General features: G+C 33.7%; 24 protein-coding genes. 22 read left to right on the forward strand and 2 right to left on the reverse strand.

Features of this window, described 5'->3' with window-relative positions; all coding sequences use genetic code 11:
* The first annotated feature begins 55 nt into the window (after positions 1-55).
* The 15 genes from RIN63_RS01245 to RIN63_RS01310 all read left to right on the forward strand — a co-directional run bounded on the left by RIN63_RS01245 (position 56) and on the right by RIN63_RS01310 (position 14,095).
* Positions 56-577 (forward strand): LemA family protein, encoded by a 522-nt coding sequence (locus RIN63_RS01245; protein ID WP_310442832.1) that lies wholly within the window; start codon positions 56-58, stop codon positions 575-577.
* Positions 578-619: 42 nt separating this feature from the next.
* Positions 620-799: a hypothetical protein gene (locus RIN63_RS01250; RefSeq protein ID WP_310442833.1), complete on the forward strand. Its 180-nt coding sequence runs from the start codon at positions 620-622 to the stop codon at positions 797-799.
* The gene (locus RIN63_RS01255) at positions 796-5,436 is read left to right on the forward strand and encodes an S-layer homology domain-containing protein (RefSeq protein ID WP_310442834.1); all 4,641 of its coding nucleotides are present in this window, start codon (positions 796-798) and stop codon (positions 5,434-5,436) included. Before RIN63_RS01250 ends, RIN63_RS01255 begins: the two co-directional genes overlap by 4 nt.
* Positions 5,437-5,552: 116 nt before the next feature.
* On the forward strand, positions 5,553-5,924 hold the full coding sequence (locus tag RIN63_RS01260; protein ID WP_310442835.1) for a DUF1801 domain-containing protein: 372 nt from the start codon (positions 5,553-5,555) through the stop codon (positions 5,922-5,924).
* Between the two features lie 58 nt (positions 5,925-5,982).
* Positions 5,983-6,141, forward strand: coding sequence for a shikimate kinase (locus RIN63_RS01265; protein WP_310442836.1), 159 nt, complete (start codon positions 5,983-5,985; stop codon positions 6,139-6,141).
* Between the two features lie 276 nt (positions 6,142-6,417).
* Positions 6,418-7,521 carry a hypothetical protein gene (locus RIN63_RS01270; protein ID WP_310442837.1) on the forward strand — a complete coding sequence of 368 codons (1,104 nt, stop codon included), beginning with the start codon at positions 6,418-6,420 and terminating at the stop codon, positions 7,519-7,521.
* Between the two features lie 324 nt (positions 7,522-7,845).
* Positions 7,846-7,980 (forward strand): hypothetical protein, encoded by a 135-nt coding sequence (locus RIN63_RS01275; RefSeq protein ID WP_310442838.1) that lies wholly within the window; start codon positions 7,846-7,848, stop codon positions 7,978-7,980.
* Positions 7,981-8,268: 288 nt separating this feature from the next.
* Complete coding sequence (locus RIN63_RS01280) at positions 8,269-8,721, forward strand: hypothetical protein (protein ID WP_310442839.1); 453 nt, start codon at positions 8,269-8,271, stop codon at positions 8,719-8,721.
* Positions 8,722-8,839: 118 nt separating this feature from the next.
* Positions 8,840-8,959, forward strand: a complete 120-nt coding sequence (locus RIN63_RS15360; RefSeq protein ID WP_399323879.1) for a MerR family DNA-binding transcriptional regulator — start codon at positions 8,840-8,842, stop codon at positions 8,957-8,959.
* A gap of 293 nt (positions 8,960-9,252) precedes the next feature.
* On the forward strand, positions 9,253-9,870 hold the full coding sequence (locus RIN63_RS01285; RefSeq protein ID WP_310442840.1) for a DUF6273 domain-containing protein: 618 nt from the start codon (positions 9,253-9,255) through the stop codon (positions 9,868-9,870).
* Positions 9,871-9,939: 69 nt separating this feature from the next.
* A complete protein-coding gene (locus RIN63_RS01290; protein WP_310442841.1) occupies positions 9,940-10,416 on the forward strand; it encodes a pyridoxamine 5'-phosphate oxidase family protein in 477 nt (158 codons plus the stop codon).
* 76 nt (positions 10,417-10,492) lie between these two features.
* Positions 10,493-11,020 (forward strand): shikimate kinase, encoded by a 528-nt coding sequence (locus tag RIN63_RS01295; protein ID WP_310442842.1) that lies wholly within the window; start codon positions 10,493-10,495, stop codon positions 11,018-11,020.
* A 201-nt stretch (positions 11,021-11,221) separates the two neighbouring features.
* Positions 11,222-11,545, forward strand: a complete 324-nt coding sequence (locus tag RIN63_RS01300; protein WP_310442843.1) for a hypothetical protein — start codon at positions 11,222-11,224, stop codon at positions 11,543-11,545.
* A gap of 36 nt (positions 11,546-11,581) precedes the next feature.
* Positions 11,582-12,712, forward strand: a complete 1,131-nt coding sequence (locus RIN63_RS01305) for a DUF5050 domain-containing protein (protein WP_310442844.1) — start codon at positions 11,582-11,584, stop codon at positions 12,710-12,712.
* Positions 12,713-12,994: 282 nt separating this feature from the next.
* Positions 12,995-14,095 (forward strand): serine hydrolase domain-containing protein, encoded by a 1,101-nt coding sequence (locus RIN63_RS01310; RefSeq protein WP_310442845.1) that lies wholly within the window; start codon positions 12,995-12,997, stop codon positions 14,093-14,095.
* A 24-nt stretch (positions 14,096-14,119) separates the two neighbouring features.
* Here RIN63_RS01310 and RIN63_RS01315 read toward each other — a convergent pair whose 3' ends face one another.
* Positions 14,120-14,683: a biotin transporter BioY gene (locus tag RIN63_RS01315; protein ID WP_310442846.1), complete on the reverse strand. Its 564-nt coding sequence runs from the start codon at positions 14,681-14,683 to the stop codon at positions 14,120-14,122.
* 240 nt (positions 14,684-14,923) lie between these two features.
* Here RIN63_RS01315 and RIN63_RS01320 point away from each other — a divergent pair, with 240 nt between their 5' ends.
* Positions 14,924-15,901, forward strand: a complete 978-nt coding sequence (locus tag RIN63_RS01320) for a biotin--[acetyl-CoA-carboxylase] ligase (RefSeq protein WP_310442847.1) — start codon at positions 14,924-14,926, stop codon at positions 15,899-15,901.
* 20 nt (positions 15,902-15,921) lie between these two features.
* On the opposite strand, the gene RIN63_RS01325 is transcribed toward RIN63_RS01320, so the two are convergent.
* Positions 15,922-16,893, reverse strand: coding sequence for a DapH/DapD/GlmU-related protein (locus tag RIN63_RS01325; protein WP_310442848.1), 972 nt, complete (start codon positions 16,891-16,893; stop codon positions 15,922-15,924).
* A gap of 264 nt (positions 16,894-17,157) precedes the next feature.
* Here RIN63_RS01325 and RIN63_RS01330 point away from each other — a divergent pair, with 264 nt between their 5' ends.
* The 6 genes from RIN63_RS01330 (at position 17,158) to uvsE (ending at position 24,152) form a co-directional block, all read left to right on the forward strand.
* Positions 17,158-17,454, forward strand: a complete 297-nt coding sequence (locus RIN63_RS01330; RefSeq protein WP_310442849.1) for an iron-sulfur cluster repair di-iron protein, ric — start codon at positions 17,158-17,160, stop codon at positions 17,452-17,454.
* Positions 17,455-17,605: 151 nt separating this feature from the next.
* Complete coding sequence (locus tag RIN63_RS01335; protein ID WP_310442850.1) at positions 17,606-19,462, forward strand: heavy metal translocating P-type ATPase; 1,857 nt, start codon at positions 17,606-17,608, stop codon at positions 19,460-19,462.
* A gap of 114 nt (positions 19,463-19,576) precedes the next feature.
* Positions 19,577-19,810, forward strand: a complete 234-nt coding sequence (locus RIN63_RS01340; RefSeq protein ID WP_310442851.1) for a heavy-metal-associated domain-containing protein — start codon at positions 19,577-19,579, stop codon at positions 19,808-19,810.
* Positions 19,811-20,030: 220 nt separating this feature from the next.
* Complete coding sequence (locus RIN63_RS01345) at positions 20,031-21,083, forward strand: serine hydrolase domain-containing protein (RefSeq protein WP_310442852.1); 1,053 nt, start codon at positions 20,031-20,033, stop codon at positions 21,081-21,083.
* A gap of 226 nt (positions 21,084-21,309) precedes the next feature.
* Positions 21,310-22,845 (forward strand): diguanylate cyclase, encoded by a 1,536-nt coding sequence (locus RIN63_RS01350; protein ID WP_310442853.1) that lies wholly within the window; start codon positions 21,310-21,312, stop codon positions 22,843-22,845.
* A gap of 44 nt (positions 22,846-22,889) precedes the next feature.
* Positions 22,890-24,152 (forward strand): UV DNA damage repair endonuclease UvsE, encoded by a 1,263-nt coding sequence (gene uvsE / locus RIN63_RS01355; RefSeq protein WP_310442854.1) that lies wholly within the window; start codon positions 22,890-22,892, stop codon positions 24,150-24,152.
* Positions 24,153-24,245: the final 93 nt, after the last annotated feature.

Raw genomic sequence — 24,245 nt, forward strand, 5'->3', positions numbered from 1 at the left:
TATGAGGATGAAGGAGTAATTCTCATAAATAAAACAAACAAGGAGGGCTGGTATTATGCTAGCAACTATCATTATAGTCATTGCTCATATAGTAATTTTTATTATATTGACCATATCTATCCAACGGAAACTAATTGTACTTGATGAAAATATCAGTAATGCCATGAGTCAGATAGGAGTTCAACTATCAAGTCGTTTCGATGCTTTAACAGCTCTTTTAGATTTGACAAAGGGTTATGCCAAGCATGAAAGCGAAACCATCATTGAATCAATCAGATCAAGAAGAAGCGTCATTACAGCAAAATCCAAACCAAATGATGTGTTATATCAAGAAGGACTTATTGCAGAAGCCTTATTCAAGATTGCTATAGTAACAGAGCAATACCCAGAGTTAAAGGCAAATCAAAGCTATATCAAGGCCCTAGACGCAGTACAAACCTTTGAAAATATGCTTAGAACTAGTCGCCTAATATATAACGACAGCGTCACTAAGCTAAATCGTGAAACACGAATATTCCCAGTTTCTTTGATTGCCAGGATGTTGGGATTTTGCCAAAGAGAGTATCTTATGGATTAGTATGATAAGACAGATATGCCTATCATTAAAGGAGGGAATGGTATGATTTACACATGTAAGGACTGCGGCTTTTTATTCTATCGGATTGGAGTGGTAAAGGTATGCCCTTTCTGTGAGAAAATCAATGTTCGTTTGGCTAACAAGGAAGAAAGCCAAAAATTACGGAAACTTATGGAGCAAGGAAAAACAAGTATACAAATCAAGGAGGAGAAGACACTATGAAAAAAATATTAAGTATTTTTCTTACACTGTGTATAATATTGAATATGCTAGCAGTGACCACAATGGCTGAAGAAATGCATACAAATGTTGATGCTAGCAGAGAAATTATCAGCTTTGCACCCCTAATAGAAACAGAAAAATCAGTATCATTTGGTACATCCATTGAGGATTTAGAATTGCCAGAAACACTGACCGCCACAGTGCGAACAACATCCACAACCACTAGCTCTACCATAGAGGTAGAGGATAGTGAGGCAGATGAGCTAGAAGAAGTGAATGACCCCCAGTTTGAAGAAACCACTCAGATTATCCCTGTAACATGGACTTCTCGACCAGAATATGACATGGACACTGAGGGTGACTATGTCTTTAGCCCAGTGATTGAGGGGTATGATGTCAACATAGAGCTACCTAAGATTATCGTGACTGTGGCTGCAACTATAATGGGACGCGGACTAGCAGCTCCTCTGGCCCTCACCACCTACTACGATGTATGGGTAGGCGGCGTGCAGGTGACCGATGCAAATAAGGACAATATCACAGGCACAGGTATTACCGGGAGAGTCACCTACAACTCGGATACAAATACCCTCACCTTAGATGGTGCAGAAGTAAGAGCGGTATACAATAAAACAGACAATGATAAGAAAGAATGTCAATATGGTATATATGCAGATATCAGCGGACTAAAAATAGTAGTTACGGGGGACAACACCATACATTGTCCAGATGCAAACAGTAAATACAGTTACGGAATCCACACAACAGGTAAAATGGAAATTTCAGGCACTGGCAGTCTAGATGCCAATAGCGGAAAAGGAAGTGTCAGCTATGGCATTTACAGTAATGGTGAACTCACAATCAAAAGCGGAACAATCACCGGTATAAGCAATGCCAGCGCAACATCACTTGGTATTTTTGGTAATATAATAAATATTTTTGGTGGCGATGTGAATGCTAATAGCGCTGGAGCTGCCCCTACGGCAATGGTAGCAAATAGCTATAATATCACTGGAGGTAAAATTACGGTAACTGGAAGAATTGGTCTATCTGCCAACAATAATACAAATTCAATTAATATATCAGGTGGTGAGATAAACGCCACCGGTACATTCTTAGCAATACGCGGTGTACTAAACTTCAATGGAGGTATGGTAATAGCCAGAGGTGAAACAAATGCTCTAAACGGAACATTGAACCTTATAAAGGGTATTGCCACAGCTAGCACCAACATAGATGGTAGCAATGCCGGTCCCTATGATGCGGCAAATATTGAAAACTACAAATATATTAAGGTTGAACCCTACAAAAATGGCGCGACCATCACGACCCCTGCAACCGAGGCCTCTAAGTCATACGACCAAATAACAGTCAATCCAGCTGTGGCAAGCGAGAACCCCGGAGATCAGATTATTGAGTATGCAATCAGTACAAGTAATTTGGTCGAGCCCACAGACAGTTGGCAATCGGATGTGTTATTTACTGGTCTTTCACCAAGTACAACCTATTATGTCTGGGCGCGGACTGCTGAAAAGACAGGCTACAACCCTGGAAGCCCTGTGGCAAGCATGGGAATTACTACAACAGCCGAGCCTATAAAGAGCGTGTCTGTTGGATCACAAAGCGGCACCGCGACTGCGGGAAAGGCAGGGAGTTTAACCTATACTGTGACTACAGCGAATATAGCCAATGGAACATATCCCGTGAGCGTTGTGAATCTGCCATCTGGCGTAACTGTGGGCAACAGCGGCAATGTGACGATTTCGGATAACAGCGGAATGCTGACACTAACAGTAGCTAATACCGCGGCAGCAGGAATGACTTCCACACTTGAACTCACATTGAACGACACAACATCTGCACCATTCACCATAGTAATCAGTGAACCTGTCCCCGTCAGCTACAATCTATGGGTAGGTGGAGTGCAGGTTAAGAGCGCCAACGCAAGTAATGTTCTTGGAAATGGAACTGTTACTTATGACCCAGCTACAAGTACCCTCATCTTAGATGGTGCAACAATTACCAATAACTATTCCGATGATAATGGAACCTATGGTATTTATGCCAATCAGACCCTAAAGATCGTATTGAAGGGTGAAAATAGGGTTACTGCGGCGAATATTAATGAAAAGGAAAGTTTAGCTATCAGAATAGTGAATAACCCACTAACCATAGAAGGAAGCGGATCACTTACAGCTAAAGCTGGTAATGTGTCTGGCACGGTTAACTATAGCAGTTGTGGAATTTCTGCCAATGGACTTACTATAAACAGTGGAACAGTGACTGCCATTGGGGGAACAGTGCCTCCAGGTCATACTCTCAGTTATGGAATTTCTAGTTCTAACACACTTAAATTTAATGGTGGCACAATAACTGCAATAGGTAATAATAAATCGATAAATCAAGCACCGGATTTAAGCGACTACATCGACTTGCAAGTAGTAGCAAGCAGATATGTAAGTGGAACGCCAGCAGTGATTTACAAGGCGGCAGACATTGCCAACTATAAATACCTTAAATTTGAGCCAGGCCCAGACACCACAATAACCAACTTGGATTTGACAAGTAAACTGACAGTTCCTGCAACCGGCGGCACACCAGCGACATCCATTACAGATAATCAGTATACTGGCACGATTACATGGAGTGACAATCCTACAAAATTCCTTGCTAGTAGGGTTTACACCGCAACCATAAATCTGACAGCAGAAGATGGATACACCTTTTCAGGAGTAGCTGAAAATGCTTTCTCTTATGATGGAGCAAGTAGTGTTACCAATAACATAGGCTCCGATCAAACATTGACTGTAACAATTATCTTCCCTCAAACAGAGGCGAGGACATTAGAAAAAATCGAAATTACTAGAGAAGCCACTAAAACAACATATTATTATGGGGAAATCTTCGACAAGACTGGTATGATAGTGAAAGCATCCTATGACGATGGCACAACAGATGAAAATTTTATGGACTACACGGTGGATAAGACAGAAGCACTCACTCTAAGTGATACCTTAATCACTCTAACAGCAAATGGCACAAGCATCAAAACTACTCAAGCTATTACTGTAGCAGAGCGACTATTCATTGCCACAGTAACAAACGGTACAGGCAGTGGGAGTTATGCCGAGGGTGCCACAGTTACGATTACGGCAAATGACAGAAGTGGCTATACATTTACAGGTTGGAGCAGTACGGACATAACCTTTACCAATGCAGGCGAAAAGACAACAAGCTTTACCATGCCTGCAAAAGCAGTAACCGTAACTGCAAATTATCGTCAAAATAGTTCTGGTGGAGGCTACAATGGTGGCGGATCTGGAAGTAGCCCTAGTAGTGGAAGTGGTTCTGGACAAGTAGAAAGTTCCACAGATGACAACTCAATCTCTATAATTGTCATTTTACCTACTATAGACAAGCCTAATGCTCCTACACAAGGTGTAATGAAACTTACAGGCACTCTTGACCAAGAGGGCAAGCTGGTCTTTGATTTAACAGATAAAAATGTGAATGATGCTTTTGAAAAAGCACTAGAGGATGCCAAGGCAAAGGGTTATGAACAAAATGGAATTAACCTTGTTTTAAATATAAGTACTGGAAATAAAAATGTAAGTGATTTTAGAGTCAATTTACCAAAAAAGGTACAAGATATGATTATTAGTAAGAAAGTTCTCAACACTATTGTAGTAGTGGATAATCCTGATATCAGAATTGGTATGGATTTGGATACTATAAAAGAAATCAATAAACAGGCAAATGCGGATGTAAACATTACTGCTAGACCTGGTGATAATAGCAAACTATCTGCTGAGGCCAAAGAGGTCATTGGTTCTCGTCCAGTATTTGATCTTCAGGTGAACTATGGCAATAATAAAGAGGTAGAGAGTTTTGGTACAGGTAGAGTTACAGTCAGCATCCCTTACACCTTGGGCGCAAATGAAAAGGCCGAAAATATAAAAGCAGTATATGTGGATAAATATGGCAAGGTAAACTGGATCACAAACTCAAGCTATGATAGTGTAGATAAAGTCCTCATTTTTAGCACCGATCATTTTTCCACCTATGCTATTGGCTACATGGAGGATAGGGTGGAATTCAAAGATATCACAGGTCACTGGGCAAAAGAAGACATAGACTATGTGGTGGAACTTGGATTGTTAGAAGGTACTTCAACTACTATCTTTAGTCCAAATGCTAATATGACAAGAGGAATGTTCGTCACTGTACTGGGACGACTAGCAAATATTGATGATAGCAACTTCCAAAATAGTAGCTATACAGATGTGGAAAGAGATGCTTATTATATGGGCTACATTGAGTGGGCAAGCAAAAATAACATTGTAAAGGGCATGGGCAATGGAAAGTTTGACCCAGATCAGTCTATCACTCGTGAGCAATTGGCAGTAATACTAATGAACTATGCCAAGAACAAGGGTTATGATGTAAGTGCCAAGGCTAATTTATCCAAATATGTAGATTCAGAGGATATTTCAAGCTGGGCATTAGATGCAATATCTTGGGCAAATGCAAGAGGCTTAATAGAAGGTAGTGGTGATAGCCTATTAGTAAGGAACAATGCCACAAGGGCTCAAGTAGCTGCTGTGCTCAATCGCTTTGTGGAAGAAATCATTAAATAGTAGTAATTATAACAAAACCTGCATTTTCTAAAAGTGCAGGTTTTGTTGTGTGCACAGCATGGGTATAAATAATAATCATTACATGATTTAAGAGTAATTAGAGAGGAGTGAATAGTATGAAGGATTTTCAAACATTCTTAGATAACATTGATGATTTAGATAAAAGGGAACGCATGGAAGGGATCCTAAATTATATTAAAAATCAATTTCCACAATTAAAAGAAGAATTAAAGTGGAATCAGCCTATGTTTACTGACCACGGAACTTTTATCATTGGTTTTAGCATTGCTAAAGGGCATATAGCTGTGGCTCCTGAAGCAGTAGTTATTAGATTATTTGAAAAGGAAATAGAGGAAGCAGGATATTCCCATACACAAGAACTATTTAGAATCAAATGGACAGATAAGGTGGATTTTGATTTATTAAGCAAAATAATTGCCCATAATATTGAGGATAAAAAAGATGTAACAAGTTTTTGGAGGCGATAGGCTATCGTATTCAAATTACGCATTATAACTAACTGGATTTTGAAAGGATTTGGCTGGGATGAGTAAACCACATGGTATAATTGTTTTTGGAGCAAACGGCAGTGGCAAATCAACTCTTGGGAGAGAGTTGGCTAATCTTCTAAATTTTAAGTATATGGATATTGAAGATTATCATTTTTATAAATCAAAAATTCCATATACTCTAGAGCGTTCCTAAGAGGATTGTTTGAATTTAATGCTTGCAGACATAGAAAAATACAATTCATTTGTCCTTTTTGCTTATTAAGTATTAATCATGATGATTGATTTTCTTAAGAATGTTTTATGGGAAGCAAATAAGCTATGCAGAAAGTAAATATTTAAAACATGACCATATTAAGAGAAAAAGAAAAGAGAAAATGAAATATGCATTAAACTATTTTATTTTTACTTAGTTATTATATATGCTAAACTGTGATAGTAACAAATAATAAAAACAGAAGGAGTGAAAAGAATGAGTACAGATCACGGTGAGATATTAATGCAAAAACCAATCAGTGAGTACGCTATATATATAAAAAACTTGATACCAGCCAACATACCTGAGACTTATGTTTTGAAACCCATGTTTGAAAACATTGCAAGCGAAGAAAACATACGAAACGGGATTATTGCGTTCAGGGATTTTCTATATTTATTTTGTGACCGCTTGATCTCAGACGGAGATTTATATGTCAAGCCAAAAAAAACGAAGAACCCTACAGACTATCTGTTTTTACATAATCTTAATCACCTGTTAATTGACATAGGTAATCATAGCAAACTGGCTGAAAGTGGCGATTCATTATTGGTAACTGAAATACCTTCATTTACTGCCCCAAAGCCTAAAATTCCTGTTTCTAAGCAAACTGAATGTTTGCGATTTTTAGCTCTCTGCGGTTTTGTTTTTACCGGCATTGACTTAGAAGCAAAGAAGCTTAATATCTCGGAAGCACAATTGTTAGAAGTATCATATCCGAATAATCCAATTCTGCTGACGGGATTAAAAGCTCTATCGATTGCAGATGTAGAACTGCGAACGAGAAGATATAGCAACGACGATAATCTCTTGAGGTGCGATTACAGGTTAATTAAGGCAGAAGATACGGACATGTTCGATGTTTTGAAAGATTTTTTACATCCCTTGCCCGAAAAACTTCAAAAGTTCGCCTTAGAATTACATCAGCGCTATATAGATATGGGAATGACTTGCGTAACACTCAACGACAACGCAGTTCATTTTGCTTATTCATATATAAAGAATAGCAAGCGAGATTTATCCACTCGGGATATATATCAGCAAAGGGTATGGGAGTTTTATTTATCTATGAAATATGGTTATTGTTTATTTGTAAGATCAAAGAAAACAGATAAATATGCGGATGTTATTGAAAATTTCCATTTATCTTTACAAGAAAAGATTGCACAGGGATATGGTTGTGACAGAAAGTTGCGTAATGAACGATGTCAGGGCGGTTGTCAGGGGATTCGTATACCTTTGGATGACTCAATACTTGAAATTAAACGAGATATTGAGATATGGCTTGATAATGAGCTGCCGTCTTCACTAAGAAGCTAAGCACTTCCCGTATGATTGTCAAAAAAGTATTTGAGTTAGAAAATTTATATTTTAAATTGTAATGAACAAAGCCCTCAAATAAATATTAATTGAGGGCTTTGTTGCTTACAGTTTTGATCCATAAAGTATTGATTATTTTAGTAAGAATCAGGTATCGAATTATTAAGATAATTCTTGCCAAGATATGGTAAGCAATGTAATATTAGATTATGTTAAAAAATGGATGGACGATAGAAAAAATGATAATTGCTAGAGGATAGAGTTATAAAAAGAAGCAATTATGTTTATTGTCTAAATAAAAATAAATATATAGGAGAGTTTTTTATGGAACTAAGTTTAATTATAGGTGTTGTATCAATAGTTTCGATTTTAGTAAGTTGCATACTGAATCAAATATTTAAGGAAAAAAGATATATTAAGTATATTCCTGTAATTATAATGTTTCCTTTTATGTTATAAAATTTCTTTACCATGTACAGTGCACCATCTGGAAACTTTGATGGATTAGTAAGATTTGTAATGGGTTTATTATTGTTATCTGCAAGTATATCTTCTCTTATATGCGCAATTGCCTTTGATATTTATCACAAAAAAAGAATTAGAAATAGTTAAATTTGATATTTTTTAATGGAAAAATGCTCAATAAAGTCTATGTATAAGGGGACATTGTTTAGAACAATAGCAACTCGAGTGGCTTCTAGGAGATAAAAAAAGATGAGACTGGGTTTTTTAGGGGAGTGATATGTGGTGAAGAAAATATTGTTAGGTATAGTAATCTGTATTTTTTTTCTAGTTGTAGGGATTTTGATATCAATTCCATTAGTCAATAATTATGAAGCATCACTCGTTAGTAAGGAGTTAGCAAAAATCCCTTTGCCTCCCGAAACACAATTTGTAGAAGCAGTTTATAAAGCTGGTAAATTGGTTGGAAATGGTAACGGTATGCAATATTTTGGTGCTATATTAATCAAGTCGGAACTTCCACTTTATGAGATAGATGAGTATTACTTGCAATATAGAAAAAATGACTGGAGTTATATTGTTGAAAAGCAAAGTGGCAGTGAGATTAAAGAAGTTGAGCATGGGAAACTTGAATTCAATGAGATACATGATGTAAATATCATCGACACATATTACATTGTATACTCATGGGGAGAATCAGATTTCCCTTTAGCAGACCTCGACATCAGAGGGCATTAATTATGATAGGCTATTGGAATATGCTGAAGTGGGTCTAAATATATTTTTAAATTACCCTTGACTCGGACACCGTGTAACGGTTTATATTAATATCAAGGAAATAGAAAGGGAAAAAATCATGGAATTAAAAACTATAAGACAAGTTTCATTGGATTACGGTATTTCGAGAAGAATGTTATGTTATTATGAAGAAATCGGGTTGATTAAAAGCAATCGGACAACCTTCCCATGTATATGAAATGTGGGTATCTATTCCCGATGACATGGGACTTCCAGGACTGGCGTTTATTAAAAGAATAGGTTAACGCAAGCGATAAATATGATAATGACTGGGATTCACCACGCTGGACATCGCTGGAAACAGTTGCGGTGAAAGGATTTGAAGCAACATTGATTTTTTATAATTATGTACAAAAAGGCGGTAAAATGGAAGATTTACAGCTTGATTTATTGTTTCCGATTAAAGAGAAGAGTTAAGAATAAGTTCTAAGGGTAAGAAGAATTACATATTACAAAGAAGGAAGTGCTTAAATGGAAGATATTAAAATCGGCTCATTATTATCATTCGGTGGTTATAATTGGCGTGTTCTTGACATGCAAAACAATACGGCTTTGATTATAACAGAAGAAATTATAGAACATCGTTCTTACCATGATGCTTATAAAGATATAACATGGGCTGACTGCGCCTTAAGAAAATATCTTAATGGTGAATTTTATGACAATTTCAATACAGCTGATAAATCAAGGATAATTCCGGTAATAAATAAAAATCCTGATAATCAGTGGTATGGTTCTAAAGGCGGAGCAGATACTGAAGACAGCATATTTTTATTAAGTATTGAGGAAGTCTGCAAATATTTCGGTGATAGCAGTTCAAACCTGTATAACCGTGGCAAGAATCAAAGATATTGGTTTCAAAGAAAAGACGAAAACAACAGTAAGCGAATAGCAAGAATTCAGGGTAAGGAAGGAGCTTGGTGGTGGTGGCTTAGATCGCCCGGCCGAGTTAATGTAAAAGCCGTGTACATCTTCGGGACTGACGGTAATATAGGTATCCAAGGCAACAATATTTTGAAAGGCAACATCAGCGATGGCAAATGTACAGGCGGCGTTCGTCCCGCTTTGTGGCTAAGGTTGGAATTGTAAACCTTGGGCATGTTTTAATTGGTTTGACTATGGTTACAGCATAAAAAAACTGAAAGGGGAAATTTAAAAATGAGCAAATACGAAAATGCGATGAAACTTATGGAGGAACTTTGTGGAAATGATAAAGAGGAAGTTATTGCACTTGCGACAATATCATTATCCCCCAATGCTGCCGGCAATCCTCGCCCTGCTGTCCGTATGGTTTGTGCCTATTATGAAGATGGCATATTTTATGTTTCTACGGATGCGAAAAAAAATAAAATGCTACAAATTGATAATAACAGCGAGGTTTCTGTCGCTGGGTTAGGTTGGTACACTTTCCAGGGAAGGGCTGAAAATCTTGGTTGGGTTAAGGACGAGAAGAATGCAGAAATCAGAGCTAAATTTAAAAAAATCTTTGACTGGTTTGATGAAGTTGGCGATGAGGACAATCCGAACTCAATCGTTCTGCGTATCACGCTCACAGAAGGTATGATTATTGACAACTCAGAAAAATACGGTGAAAAGCAGTATGAAATTGATTTTATCAACAAAACAGCAAAGTAAAAATAAAATATTACTTATAATTTGACTGCTATAAAAGCATCAAAACATGCGAGATTTTGAAAGGAATTGGGTTGAAATGAGTAAGCCACATGGTATAATTGTTTTTGGAGCAAACGGCAGCGGAAAATCAACTCTTGGACGAGAGTTGGCTAGTGTTTTGAATTTTAAATATATGGATATTGAAGATTATCATTTTCATAAATCAGAAATTCCATATACTCTAGAGCGTTCCCAAGAGGATTGTTTGAATTTAATGCTTGCAGACATAAAAAAATACAATTCCTTTGTCCTTTCTGCTGTTACTGGAGATTTCGGTGAAAAAATATCTTCAATGTATGTTCTTGCAGTACTTATGTCAGCACCGGTTGAAACTCGTATGGACCACATTGGACAACGAGAGTCTGAAAAGCATGGAGAACGCATTCAAAAAGGCGGTGATATGTATGAACAACACTTCAAGTTCGTTAATTTCGCTCGCTTTCGCAATTTATCAAGTATTGATAAATGGACAGAAAGCCTTAATTGTCCTATCATATGTGTAGATGGTACAAAAGATTACAGGCAAACAGCCGTGGATATAGCAAATCAATTCCAAAAAATATAAGATAAAATAATAGACAATAACAAACAAGGCATCTACGGCCATGTCGTAGATGCCTTGTTTGTTATGGAAAAAATTGGATCAGGTTGTATTAACTGGAGATAATTGGTATAATTACATCACTGTAAACTAATAAAGGAGCTAGATTTATACCAGATACATTATGGACAAGTTACTATTATAATTATAGGGGGACAATGAACTATGAACGCATTTATTGATTATGGAGTTAGGAAATTAAATCTAGATAATTATACTGCTGTAGAAATTTTTCGAGAAGCATGGCAAAGTTTTGACCCATCTAACAGACCGCAATTTTATGCTACATATGATGGTTTGTTATCAATCATTGATCCAAATAATAAAGGCATGGACCTTTGGTTTCTAATTATGATAGATAGGTTCCATGATATTCCTGATGGAGAGCAGTTATATAACAAGTTATCACAAAGATTGCCTTCATTTCAACATTATGTTTCTCTTAATGATTCATTTCAACAGTTTTTAAGAGATTATAACTATATTTAATAATTCTATAAGAAAAGAAGGAAAGGATGATGGAAAGTGGCAAATATTTTTTACATTAATTATTCTGATAATAAATGTCTATATAGTCTTAATATAGAATCAAAACAAAATAAAAAATTAAGCATTTATCCTAGTGAAGTGTTAGTAATGGAGTATCCATGGATATATTTTACCTATCCAAACAACTCCTACGGTAATTATTATAGTATTATTAGAAAAAATGTTTTAACAGACAAGGAGCAAGTAATTTGGGAAAATGAATTTTATCATTACCAAATTGATAAAGAATATATCTACATAGTTGGTAAGGGTGGGTCGACTCATGTTATTATGAAAGATGGTACATATTGTGTAGAATTTAAGAATCAAGTAGACAGCTTAAATTATTATAATGATGCTATTTATTATAGAGATATAAGTTCAAGAGAAAGTACAGATATATATTGCTGGAATGCAAAGAATGGGACAGAAAAACTGATATTAAAAAATGTTTTGAGATATACAATCAATGATTCCTATATTATTTATGTAAAAGGAGAAGATAATTCTATTTATAAATACTGTCTTAATACTCAAAAATCTACTTTATTAGTTTCTATAGAGCTTGATGGTAGAGTAGACTTATCTATTGTAAATAATAATCTCTACTATAAAATTAATAATCAATTATATTCAGTTGATATTGATCAAGAAGAAAGAAGAATAGTATGCGATCTTAGTACAATTGTCAAAAAATCCGCTGGGATAGATTTCAATATATATAGGGTAACTGATGGATGGATTTACTATAATATGATTGTTATTACAGAATGGGGAGTAAGCGATAATGAGTATTTCTGTATAGGAAGAATGAAAGTAGATGGAAGCAAAAATGAAACTTTCTATGATGCAGTCCAAACAAGAAGGAGAGTAGTATGGTTTAAAAACAATGTTATTTTTGTGGATGCAAATGATGGGAAATTGTATAAGTGTGAATTTAATGATTTAGGATATAAAGTATCTATGATTTGTAGTGATAATATTGCTGAATTTGATATTGAAAAAGCAAGTGGAAGTATTGTCTATTCCGCATCAGAAAATGATTTTTCTATATGTATAATGAATTTAGATGGTACAAATAAGAGAGAACTCACTAAGCAAAAAACAGATAATTTTATTGTTCCATAAACTTTAAAATAGTTAGAACGCATTCTTTAATGATGCTTTTAATAGATCTGATGCTACGATGTACAAATCAATTTCACAAAAAATAAAAAAGATATCATAATAGACCAAAACAAGCAAGGCACATATGGCCATGTCGTAGAATGACTTGCTTGTTTTTTTGTTATGCCTTATTTATTTTTTCCTCATATGGTAGTATGTGGAATAGCCTTGTGATAAAATGTAATTGAATCACTTAGGATGGCCTTGTAATGAAGATTATATAAAAATATATCGGAGGAAAAAATGGAAAGCTATAAACAGGGGAAAAAGAAAACAAAAAAAGTTATCTTAATAATAGTTTTGGCTGTTGTTGTTGGGTTCGGTGGATATTGTATTTATGGTTCATACAAAATTAATCAGTTATCAACTATGACATTTAAGGATATGCTTACTTATACAACCGAAGATAATAAAGATGCAATTATAACCGTGGGAATTATACAGAATGACAAAATGACATACGATGTTTATGGTGAGAATGGAATTAAATTATCCCCAGTAGAACATACTTATGAAATTGGATCTATTACAAAAACATTTACCACATCATTGATGTGCAAAGCTGTTAGCGAAGGGAGAGCCAGCTTTGATGATCAAATTGATAAATACTTGAGTCTTCAGGAGAAAGACTATTATCCAACAATTGGCAAGCTATTGACCCATACATCTGGATATAAGGGACATTATTTCGAAAAGCCTATGATTTCCAATTTTCTACAGAAACAAAATGACTTCAATGGTATATCTGAAGAAATGCTCATAGAAAGACTAGGAAAAATCAACCTCAACGACTCTGATTATTCATATAAGTATTCTAATTTTGGGATGGCAACTTTAGGCGTGGTGCTGGAGCGAATATATAATAAAGACTATACACCATTGATAAATGATTATATTTCAGAAGATTTAGGTCTAAAAAACACAAGAATTTCAGGTGGATCTGGGGATTTAGGGAACTACTGGAAATGGTCAAAGTCAGATGCATATATGCCTGCTGGTGCACTATTATCGAATATTACTGATATGATGAAATATTTGAAAATAAATATGGATGAAAAACCAGAATATTTGTCTATGTCACATGAAGTATTAGCTGAAGTAAAGGCTACGACTGGAACATATGGAAAAATGGGAATACATATAGATGCTGTTGGTGCTGGCTGGATGATTGATGATAAAAATAATATTATTTGGCATAATGGCGCAACGGGAAATTACAACACCTATATTGGATTCGATATAGAAAATCAAATTGGAGTAGTTATATTATCAAATTTGTCGCCAGATTATAGAATTCCTGCAACTATCATGGGAATTGAAGTTCTGACATCTTTACAGAAGTGATTATTTATTCTTACAAAGTATTTCCTAAAGTTGAAATAAATTAGCCTTAACTAAACTATTGCGAATTTTAGGACCTATATATGCCGAGATTGCTATTTTAATCAGGTCCCCAGGTATGAAAGGAATAACACCTGCAGCAAGAGCTGTCTTAGCTGATATATTTGCTTGATATGCTAACCATGCAGTGCCAAATATGTAGCAAACAGCTGTACCTAGGATCATACCTACAATACATAAATACCATTTATCAAAAAACTTATCAATAAAAAATCCAGCTATAAGTGCCATAAAAACAAAACCTATAAGATAACCGCCTGTTGGCCCCAAAAGTTTAGATGGGCCACTGGTGAAGCCCGAGAATACTGGGACACCAGCAAAACCAACCAATAAATATATGATTAAGCTTAGAGTTCCCTTTTTCATTCCTAGGGTGTATAGTGTAATGTAAATTGCAAGGATTGTAAATGAGATTGGCACCAAACCAATAGGTATGGATAAAGGCCCTAGTATACATATTACTGCAGCCATAAGTCCTATGCTTGCCATTTGATAAACCTTTGATTTGTTTGCAGAATTACTATTTCCCATAATTATTTCCCTCCATGTGAATAATCTAATTGTCTTAGTATGAGCTTTATTAATTCAAGATTGTATGTAATTAATCATAATACATATTTAAATATACCTTATCCAAAAAGCATTGTCAACCAAAAATAAATAATAGGTTGACAATGCTTTTGCTTTATATATTCTTTTTAATATTTACTTCTTTAATTAAGTAAAAACTATGATAAAATAGCTATAAGATATATATTGGAGTGTGTATACATGAAAAGAAAAATTTTAGAATTGTTAAAGAGCAATGATGGATTCATATCGGGTCAAAGAATTTCTGAAGAGTGTGAAGTAAGTAGAACTTCCATTTGGAAATATATTAATTCCTTAAAAGAAGATGGCTATGAGATAGAATCAGTTTCTAGAAAGGGATACAAATTAATTTCCTGCCCTGATTTGCTTACATATGAGGAAGCAAAAAAATATTTAGATACTAAATATTTAGGGAATGAAATAATTCATTTTGAATCCATAGATTCTACCAATAATTATGCTAAAAATATTGCAATGGATAAAGCTGAAGGTACTGTTATAACTGCAGAACAACAAATCTCAGGCAAAGGTCGTCTAGGAAGAAATTGGACATCTCCATCAAGAAAAGGTATATATTTATCTCTTATCTTAAAACCAAATCTTGAACCAAATAAAGTAGCTAAGTTAACCTTAATAGGGGCTGCAGCAGTCCATTTGGCTTTAAATGAAATGAATATAGATTCCAAGATAAAATGGCCTAACGATATAGTTATAAGTGGAAAAAAGCTATGTGGTATCCTTACTGAAATGAGCTGCGAATTAAATAAGATAAATTACATAGTCATTGGAATAGGCATCAATGCTAACTTAGATGAAGATGATTTTACTGATGATTTGAAAGATAAGGCAACATCATTAAAAATATTTACAGGTGAAAAGATAGAACGCAACAAACTACTTGCATTGGTTTTAAATCATTTTGAAAAACTTTATGACTCCTTTAAAGAAGATTTCAATTTATTAGAAGCTATTGAAATATGCAGAAAACACTCTGCCTTGATTGGAAAAGAAGTTCAGATAATCAAAGATGGTGGTATTAAGATAGGTAAAGCTATTGACTTAAATGATGAAGGAGAACTTATAGTAGAATTTGAAGATGGTATAGAAAATATATATTCTGGGGAAGTATCAGTAAGAGGCTTAAATAATTATATTTAAGCCTCTTAAACATTTTCTAACTACAAGGCCCAGGCAGGTCTTTTTAGTGTTTCAACATTTTCTCCGATGCTTTCTGCAGGGAAGCCTTCTATGATTTGGTTATCATCAAAAACACTTCTTTGCTTAACTAAGCTTCCAGACTTAACCAGGGTATTGTTGCCTAATTTGCTATAGTCACAAACTATTGAACCTGATTCTATTATGCTGTTTGAACCAATATTTGTGCCATGAATTATACAGCTAGGACCAATAGTTACATTATCACCAATGACCAATTCATTATCAGGCAATAAATGCAAGACAGAATTTTCCAGTATTTGAACATTGTCACCAATCTTTACTGGACCATGTGAGTTTCCGACTATTCTTACACCAGAAGCAATTACAGAATTCTTTCCTATTATAACATCTCCTGTGACTTCAGCTGAATCATATATAATAGCAGATTCAGATACTACAGGATACTTTGTACCATATTCATATAATTTCCCCATTTTTTCACCTTCCTTTGCTTGCTTATTGATTATATTTTCTACATATGTGCTTATTGAAATATCCTTGTTTCTCATTCTTGATATCATATTTTTATCTTCCACAGTCAGACTCCTTATTATTCTGCCTGGTCTTCCTACTACTACAGATCCATCAGGAATAACACATCCCTCTGGAATTATTGTTCCTTCTCCAAATATACACATATTTCCGATTTTTGAGTTTGGAAGAAAAATAACTCCATTTCCTATTTCACATAAATCACCAATTTCTGCTCCAATAGCAATACATTTATGGCCAAAAATAGTCTTGCTCCCTACTTTTAAGGGGTGTTCAGGGCTACCAATAAGTACAGAATTTTCAAGAACCCAGGATGAATTTCCAATGGTCAAGGAATCATCAATTGAACGGAGAACTGAGCCCTGTGCAATATAAACATTATCTCCCAGTCTTAACTTACCAATTAATCTTGCTGAATCATCAATTCTCAAATTTGACATGACTTACCTCCTTTAATATTTAATTTTTATCATTATATTTTGCTTTGAATTGATTTTGCCTCATATGATTCTCTACTTGCGAATCCATATCTTTTCCCAATTTTCAGCGGTTTTCTTAACATCTTATGGGTAATAATATTATAGCATAAGAAAAAATAAAATAGTTTTTTTAAATTTTGATGTAGGTCAATTTTATTTATTTAAATCCTTGCTATAATAAGACCATAGAAGTTAAGAGAAAATAAAAAAGAAAGAGGAGATAATATGAAATCAACATTTAATCAAGTTAATGAAGGTAATTTTAAAAAGTTAAAGCTTTATGTACCAGTTGTAGCACGAGTTCATGGAGGAAGTCACCCAGAGTTTCATGAAGTACACAAACTATATGACACAATCATAGAGAAAACAAAAGAAGCAGGAGCAGAAAAACCTGAACTAAATGAAGAGTTTGCAAAATTACGTGAGATTACAGATAACTATACAGTTCCAGGTGATGTATGCGAAAGTTATGAAGCAGTATACAATATGTTATCTGAAGTAGATAAATCATATCAAGCTTAAAGAGAATTTTTTTATAAGTTTACTTGAATTGATTCGAAGTCAATTTCGAATCAATTCAAGATACTTAAACAGGATATACTAAAATAATATAATGAAAAAATATAAAAAAATATATGGGAATAGAGTAATTGGAATAGAGAGGAGAGTAAATATGCAAAAATTTATACTAGGCAGAAAAAACCATATAACAGTAGTTAGTGCAATCTTAATTGCAATAGCATTTATTAGTGAATTAGGTTTTCATAATGAAGTAATATTTACTTGGACCTTGGTTATTGCTTCAATATTAGGTGTTGCACCTATAGCAATCCAAGCATATCAAGCATTAAGAGTAAAAGTTGTCAGTATCGATGTTTTAGTTACAATCGCCGTTTTAGGTGCATTTTTCATTAAAAACTTTGAAGAATCAGCCATAGTAACATTCTTGTTCTTATTCGGAGCTTATCTAGAGCAACGTACACTAAACAAAACCCGTTCCGCAATAAAAGAATTAACTGAAATGGCACCAGAAAGTGCTTTGAAACAAATGGAAAATGGAGAATTTGAAGAAGTAGAAGTAGATGATGTAGATGTAGGAGATATATTACTAGTTAAAACAGGTGCAAAGGTTCCTGTAGATGGAACAGTATTAACAGGGGAAGGCAGTATCAATGAAGCAAGTATAACAGGGGAATCAATACCAGTAAGTAAAGAAAAAGGATCAAATGTATTTGCAGGAACAATCTTAGATAATGGAACAATACAAATAGTAGCAGACAAAGTAGGAGAAGACACAACATTTGGTAAAATTATAGAATTAGTAGAAGAAGCTCAAGATTCCAAATCAGAAGCAGAAAGATTTATAGATAGATTTTCAAAATGGTATACACCAGCAGTTCTAGTTTTATCATTTATAGTATGGATATTCTCAAAAGATGTAGAACTAGCAATTACTATATTAGTACTAGGTTGCCCAGGAGCATTGGTAATAGGTGTACCAGTATCAAATGTAGCAGGTATAGGAAACGGAGCGCGTCATGGAGTTCTATTAAAAGGTAGTGAAGTAATAAGTGATTTCAGTAGACTAGACACAATGGTATTTGATAAAACAGGTACCTTAACAGTAGGAAACCCATCAGTAGCAGAAAAGCTATACTATGGAGAAAATATAGAAGAAACATTAGGATATCTAGCAAGTATAGAAAGAGAATCAGATCATCCATTAGCAAAAGCAGTATTAGTAGAAATAGGAGAAACAGAGTTTTCGGAAGTAACAGATACAGAAGTAGTAAAAGGCGGAGGAATAGTAGCAAGAGTAAACAATCGTAGAGTAGCAGTAGGAAATGTAGCCTTAATGGAAAAAGAAAATGTAAAATTAGACGAAAAGGCAAAAGAAGACATAGCACGCTTTGAAAAGGCAGGAAACTCACTAGTAATAACATCAGTAGATGGAGAACTAAAAGTATTAATGGGAGTAAGAGACCAGATTCGCCCAGGAGTAAAAGAAGATCTACAAAGATTAAAGAAATTAGGAGTAAAAAACCTAGTAATGCTATCAGGGGACAACCAAGGAACAGTAGATGTAGTAAGTAAAGAACTAGGCTTAACTGAAGCCCATGGAAATATGTTACCAGAGCATAAATCAGAATATGTAAAAATGTTAATCGAAGAAAAAGGTCAAATCGTAGCATTTGTAGGAGACGGGGTAAATGATAGTCCATCATTAGCCTTAGCAAATATAGGAATAGCAATGGGAAGTGGAACAGATGTAGCAATAGAAACCTCAGATGTAGTATTGATGAATTCAGACTTTAGTCGCTTGCCACATGCCTTAGGTCTAACAAAAGCAACAGCTAACAACATGCGCCAAAATATCTTTATCGCAATAGGGGTAGTATTAGTCCTATTAGCCAGCGTATTCTTCAGTGATTGGATGAACATGTCTATAGGTATGTTAGTACATGAAGGAAGTATATTAGTAGTAATATTAAACGGCATGAGGCTTCTTCGTTACAAATTAAAATATTAGAAAAATATATAATAATAAATAAACATATAAAATGAAATTTTGATTTAGGTCAAATTAAAACAAAGGATAATGGTATATAATATAAATAACAAGAAAAACAAAGGAGAGATGAAAATGCAAAAAGCAACTATACAATTAGAAACTTTAACATGTCCATCATGTATGCTAAAGATAGAAGCTGCCGTAAAGACTTTAGATGGTATAGACAAAGAAAGCTTAAATGTATCATTTAACTCAAGTAAAGTAAAATTAAACTTTGATGATGAAAAAGTATCAATAACAGATATCGAAAATGCTATCGATAAAGTAGGATATGAAGTTAAAAAATCTCAAGTAAAAGCATTATAAGAAAAAACTGACCCTCATGATCTAGAACAACATTCTAGCCATGAGGGTCAGTTTTTATTATTAATTATCATAATATAAATAATGCTATACTTTAATCATTGATAGAATATTTACAAAAAGAGAGAAAAAAGAAAGATTATACTATATAATAGAATGAAACAATAGGGGTTTGAGGGATAGCAAGGCAAAAGTTCTTATTAAATAAAAAGGGGAAATGGCTATGACAAATATTGAAACAGAGAGATTTGAAAAAGTCTTTAGTAAATTTACAAATTCAAAGAAAATCAAGGAAGGAATCTTGCTGATAGAAAACACAAATGGAGAGTTCTCATTTTCCAAAGGATATGGTGGAAAGGAATTAAATACACCATTGCTTATGGCAAGTATTACGAAGTTATTTACAACTACTTGTATTTTAATATTATTGGAACAACAGAAATTATCCTTAAATGATAAAATAACTAAATATTTTGATGTAAATATTCTAGATGGAATTCATATATTCAATGGCAAGGACTACTCTTTGGAATTAACAATATCTGATTTACTGTTTCAAACCAGTGGTCTACCTGATGTGTATTTAGAAGGGGAAGGCAATATAAAGGATCAAGTCATTCAAGAGGATTTTTATATCACTTTCTGCGACATGATAGATTTGGTTAAGAATTTAAAACCTCATTTTCCACCAAGAAAGAAAGGAAGAGCTTATTATGCGGACATTAACTTTGATATACTGGGTGGAATAATTGAAAAGGCAAGTGGTTTCAAACTATCACAAGCATACAAAAACTTTATTTTTGAACCCCTTGGGCTGTCCAATACATATCTTCCAGAAAATGAAAATGATAGGATACCTCAAATCTATTATAAGGATCAATTAATCCACCGTCCTAAGCTTGTGACTAGCTGTGGTGCCAGTGGAGGATGTATCACTAATGCTCATGAACTAATGATATTTATAAAAGCTTTTTTTGGAGGGAAATTGTTTAATAAAGATATTTTAAGTAGCTTATCAATCTATAACAAACTGCAAGCTTCAATGGGGCCGATTTATTATGGTGGGGGATATATGCAAATTCCATTAGATGGAATCATCAATCTTTTTATGGGAAAAGGTGAACTCATTGGTCATTCTGGATCAACAGGTTCATTTGCTTTTTATTATCCTATAAAAGATTTATTTTTCGTAGGAGATATTAACCAGATGGCTGATCCGGCTCTTCCTATTAGATTATCAATGCAACTAGCCATGGCAGCAAAACAACTTTTTTAGAAGAGAATTAGAAGCTGATATAGAATTTGAAGAGGCAAGTTTATTTAAGGTAGATTATGTGCTGCTGGCAACAGATGATATGAAGCTTTAGGAAAAACTTTTAGAAAATAAATTGATGGGTATAAAATAGAAGGAAAATTTTTGACTCAGAAACAAACAGAATGAGAAAAGAACAGACATAAAATTAACCTTATGAAGAAGTAAAAAACATAAAAAGAGGGATCTTATGAATTTAATCAATAAAAATAAATTTAGAATAATTACAATCATGGTATCTTTTATAATCTGTTTAATGGTGATATATCTCCATCTTTTATCCCATGAGATGACTCAAAAAATATATTTAGAGCAAACTGAAACGACTATTATAAATTTGAAAAAAGATTTTCTTAAAGATACAGTAAATAATGTTTTTTTAGAAATAGACACATTAAGAGAAACTAAATATAACAATTATAAGAAAAATACAGATTCTAGACTAAGACGATTTCAAGAAAAGTTGGATTTAATCGATGAAGAATTTATAAAGTTTTTCATCGATAATTTCAATAATGATCTAAATCCTAATATGTGGGCAGCCTTTTTATGGAATAATAAAACGGGGGAAATCCTGTATGGTTCTTCAGATTTACATATTGTTACTATAGACAGTACTGTAAATAACTTAAAATCCTTACTGTCTTCTTATGTTGTAATTGAAAAAGGAAATATTGAAGGCATCTTTGGGGTTAGCAAGTCATACATAGATGAGATTGTAAAAAAAGAAATTGGAGATATAATAAGAAATAGGAAATTTGCTAATGATTCCTACATATGGGTGAATGAAGTTATTAAATATGAAGGTGGAAAAAATTATGCTATTAGAAAAGTTCACCCAAATCTAAGAGACACAGAGGGAACTTATTTATCTACAGATATGGAAGATATTAAAGGTAACTTGCCTTATCTGGAAGAATTAGAGGGCGTAAAGAAAAATGGGGAGATATTTTCAACTTATTATTTTAAGAAGTTAGATAGTTCTACCATATCAGAGAAGATTACTTATGCAAAACTATATAAGGATTATGATTGGATAATAGCCATGGGAGTTCATTTAGATGATATTGATGCTTATGCAGAAAAAATAAACATTGCAGTATATTCTTTATCTAGTGAATCTATCATACGGTTATTAAGGTATATCTTTGCAGTTTTATTATTTGGATTTACAATACTTTATTTTGTAGAGAAGAATCACATATCAACTTCAACTAGATCATTACAAAAAGAAATTAACTTAGATGCACTGACTAAGGCATGTAGTAGAATATATGGAGAAAAGAATCTAAGTGCTTTTTTTAAGCAATACAGGATAGAAGGAGAAAATCCAGCCATTATGTTGTTTGATATTGATGATTTTAAACATATAAATGATAATTATGGTCATGAAGTAGGAGATATTGTCCTTATAGAAATTGTCAGGATAGTAAATCATATTATAAGAAGTTCTGATCAATTGATTCGTTGGGGCGGAGATGAATTTGTAGGCATATTCCCAGGCTTAAGAGAAGAGCATATACTGGAATTCGGCGAAAAATTATTAGGTGGAATTTCTTCATTAAGAATTCCAATAGGAAATGAGACTATTAGTATAACCATTTCCATAGGTTTTTCCTACTTTAAAGATACTGATAATAATTATAAAGATGCTTTAAAAAGGTCAGATGCTGCAATGTACAAATCAAAACAACAAGGGAAAGACACAGTGAACATATTATTGTAAAATTAAACATATTAAACAGATAATTAAAGGGGGATTATCAACATATGGTAATAGGATACGCATGTAAGCTTGTTGGGGTTTCAAACACTGATATGAAAAGTTGCTTGCTTAAGAATGCCAGAGGTGAAAAGTTGAAAGAGTTAATAAAACACAATATCATTTCACTCAACAACATTATAGATTATAATATTGAAAATAATATACATTTGTTTCGGATAAGCTCTGACTTTGTACCATTTGGCTCTAGCGAAATTAACAAGCTAAAGTGGTGGGAAATTTTCAAAGACGAGCTGCAAGATATAGGCAACAAGATAAAAAGTAGCGGTATGAGAATTTCTCTTCATCCCGGGCAATATACAGTTTTAAATTCTAACAGCAAGGAAGTGGTAGCAAGAGCTGTTGATGATTTGAATTACCATACCAGAATACTTGATAGTTTAGGTCTCAACCAAGAACATAAAGTCATCCTTCATATTGGTGGTGGATATGATAACAAAAAGCTATCTATGGAACGCTTCATGGTTAACTATGATCACCTTGATGATAAGGTTAAAAATAGACTTATAATAGAAAATGATGACAAGATATACAATATCGAAGAGGTTCTAGAAATTGGTATTAGAAAAAGTATACCTGTGGTTTTTGACAATTTACATAACAAAACAAACCCTTCATGCCAAGCACAAAGCGAAAAATATTGGATTGAAGAAAGCAAAAAAACTTGGAAAAATGAAGATGGAAATCAAAAGATTCATTATTCACAGCAGGCTGAAAATAAAAAGAAAGGATCACATTCGGAATATATAAGCATAAATGAGTTCATGGATTTTTATAAAATACTCAACAGGCGTGACATAGACATTATGCTTGAGGTAAAGGATAAAAATTTGTCCTGTATTAAATGCATCAATTGCACAACATCTGATTTGCATATCAACAAGCTTGAAAAGGAATGGAGTAGGTATAAATATACCATACTGGAGCGTTCGCACTTAGATTATTTAGAAGTAAGAAGTTTTTTAAAAAACAAAGATAAGTTTTCAGCAACTACATTTTATAATATTTTAGAAAATGGCCTTAATTGTGAGGGCGATAAAGGAAGCTTTGAAAATGCAGCAATGCATGTTTGGGGGTATTTTAAACAAAGTGCTACAGGAAAAGAGAAAGAAAATTTCTTTAAGCAATTGGAGAAATATAAACAAGATGAAGCTAGTATAAAAACAGTTAAGAGATTCTTAAAAAAGTTGGCTGAAAAATATGAAGAAGATTATCTTTTAAATTCGTATTATTTTACACTAGCTCTTTAGCAACATGTTGAATTGCACTGATTTTGGCTAATATTGTAGACACGATTTTACAAATACTATAAAATATGGAGATTAAACAGATTAAAAATAGGT

The sequence above is a fragment of the Tissierella sp. genome, from assembly GCF_031460495.1.
Taxonomy (GTDB): domain Bacteria; phylum Bacillota; class Clostridia; order Tissierellales; family Tissierellaceae; genus JAVKTS01.